A 2,188-nucleotide genomic window follows, 5' to 3' on the forward strand; every position below is an offset into this window, starting at 1 on the left:
GACGGATCACCAGCTTCACCAGCAATTTTACCGCCGCCGACGCCGATCGGCACTTTCTCGCGGGGCGCACTCGGCGCGGGGTGCGGTGCCGTTCAGACCAGTACGGCCTGGCGGGTGAGGGGAAGCCGGGCGTGGTCGAGGGCCGCGTCCATGCGGGCCGTCTGGCCCTTGGTGAACATGAACATGGCCGCGTCGTCGGTGTAGTCCATGAAGTCCATGAACATGTCGCCGTCCGGCCCGTTGCCGCATGTCACACGCGGGAAGGCGGGCGAGCCGAGGTTGGGGCCCGCCTGGTTCGGGGTGTCGGCCACGAAGTCGCTGCCGCTGCAGCCCTCGTCGTCGTCGCCCCAGATGTGCCTCAGGTTGAGCCAGTGCCCGATCTCGTGGGTGGCGGTGCGCCCGCCGTTGAACGGTGCGGTGGCCGTGCCGGTGGTGCCGAAGCCGGTGTGGGTGATGACAACTCCGTCCGTGGAGGCCGCGCCGCCCGGGAACTGGGCGTACCCGAGCAGGCCGCGACGGAGCTGGCACACCCAGATGTTGAGGTAGGTGTTGGCCGGCCAGGCGTCCATGCCTCCGCTCAGTGAGAACTTGACCATGTCGTCCGTGTCGAAGTCGCGGTGCGAGGTCTGGGTGCGGGTGACCCCGTCGGTGGGGCGCCCGAGGGAGTCGGTTCTGGCGAGGTGGAACTCGACACGGGCGTCGGAGACGAGGTCCCGCCACACGTCCGGCACCCGGGTGACGTCCGGGTTGGCGGCCCGGTAATCCTGGTTGAGGACCTCGATCTGGCTCTGGATCTGGGCGTCGCCGATGTCCTGCTCGGGCGTGTTGTAGACGACGTGCACGACCACGGGGATGTCGATGACACCCTGCCGTGCCGTCGTCTGCTGCGCGCGTTCGTAGGCGAACGCCGTGTTCTCGATCGTCGCGCGGTTCGCGGCGTACTCCGGGTTCCTGTCGAGGAGTCTGCGGTGCACCTCCATCGCTCCGCACCAGCGGCTGTACTCGGCTGAGGTGGCACGAAGGAACGAGTCTGCGTTGGACATGGCTGTGCCTTCTCGGAAAAGCTGCGGTGGAAAGCTGTCCGGGCGGGGAACGGTCACCCGCCTGAGGGGCTCTCGCCACCGAACGCGGTGGGGCGAGGGCCGGGTCGGGCTGTACACCAGCCGATGTCTTCTACACTAGGCCCAGTGTGGCAAAACGGTCAATCTGTGATATAGCAACGCCGGTGAGGTGGTAGGACCATGGGCACGCTCCCCCCGGACCTGTTCCGCTCCTGGGTGCACTCCTTCGAGGAGGACGCCGGTGATGTGACGGTCTATCGGCCCGCGGAGTACCCCTTCCCGCCGGCGCACGGCCGCGGGGGGATGGAGTTCGGGCCGGATGGTGTCTTCGTCAACCATCCGGTGGGCCGCGGCGACGCACCGGAGGCGGTGCCCTGCCGGTGGCGACTCCTGGCCGAGCGTCGTCTCGCCGTCCGCTGTCCCCGGAGCGTGGGAGGCGACTGGGAGCGGGAACTGGAGATCGTGCACTGCGGAGACGACGTCCTGCGGGTCCGCTGGACTCACCCGGGTCAAAGGTGAAGCGTTCAATCTCCCTTCGCGGGCCGTCGGCGGACCGGCTCTGGGCCGCCTGCGAGCGGCTCACGGCCCTGCCGTACGCCGCGCCGCGGGCCTGACCGGCCCGCGGCGCGGTGGCGATGCCCGGCCCGGCACCGCCGCCCCGGCACGCCGTTCAGGCGCTGCGCACCCGGTACGCCGTCACCCGGACCGACTCGTCGTCCAGGCACTGCCCGGTCTCCAGGTCGAAGCGCTGCCTCAGCAGGGGGGAGACCACGAACGGGCGGCCCCGGTGGGTGCCGGTCAGGCCGCGGGAGAGGAAGGCGGGCCAGCGAACGGGTCGCGGTTGTCGATGACGTACAGCCGGTCCGCGCGGTCGCGGAACACCGCCACCTGGCGGCCGTCCGGCAGCAGCGCGGCGATGCCGCGGCCAGGTACCAGCCGGTGCAGGTCGCAGACCGTGAACAAGCCGTCCGCCAGCCGGAGCTGGACCAGCAGATCGGTCGTCTCGGGTGCCAGGGTCATCGCTGGGTGCTTCCTTCCAGGACGTCTTCAGCGGGCCGCATGCCGATCGACAGCAGCGGCAGGTCGGGCTTCATCTGGTCGCGTTCGGGGACGAAGGCGACGACCGG

General features: G+C 70.0%; 2 protein-coding genes and 1 pseudogene. 1 reads left to right on the forward strand and 2 read right to left on the reverse strand.

Annotation, left to right across the window (positions count from 1 at the left end; translation table 11 throughout):
* Positions 1-92 precede the first annotated feature (92 nt).
* Positions 93-1,043 (reverse strand): zinc metalloprotease, encoded by a 951-nt coding sequence (locus PV343_RS40160; RefSeq protein WP_319152001.1) that lies wholly within the window; start codon positions 1,041-1,043, stop codon positions 93-95.
* 198 nt (positions 1,044-1,241) lie between these two features.
* On the opposite strand from PV343_RS40160, the gene PV343_RS40165 reads away from it, so the two are divergent.
* On the forward strand, positions 1,242-1,580 hold the full coding sequence (locus PV343_RS40165; RefSeq protein ID WP_319152002.1) for a hypothetical protein: 339 nt from the start codon (positions 1,242-1,244) through the stop codon (positions 1,578-1,580).
* A 151-nt stretch (positions 1,581-1,731) separates the two neighbouring features.
* Here the strand turns inward: PV343_RS40165 and nirD are convergent.
* Positions 1,732-2,081 (reverse strand): annotated as a pseudogene (gene nirD, locus PV343_RS40170) (nitrite reductase small subunit NirD).
* Positions 2,082-2,188 lie beyond the last annotated feature (107 nt).

Origin of the sequence: Streptomyces sp. WI03-4A, from assembly GCF_033792105.1 — a bacterium.
Lineage (GTDB): Bacteria > Actinomycetota > Actinomycetes > Streptomycetales > Streptomycetaceae > Streptomyces > Streptomyces collinus_A.

Bases quoted from the DNA above. Each gene is read 5' to 3' on its own strand.
- PV343_RS40160 (WP_319152001.1), bottom strand. From the start codon at position 1,043: ATGTCCAACGCAGACTCGTTCCTTCGTGCCACCTCAGCCGAGTACAGC.
- PV343_RS40165 (WP_319152002.1), top strand. From the start codon at position 1,242: ATGGGCACGCTCCCCCCGGACCTGTTCCGCTCCTGGGTGCACTCCTTC.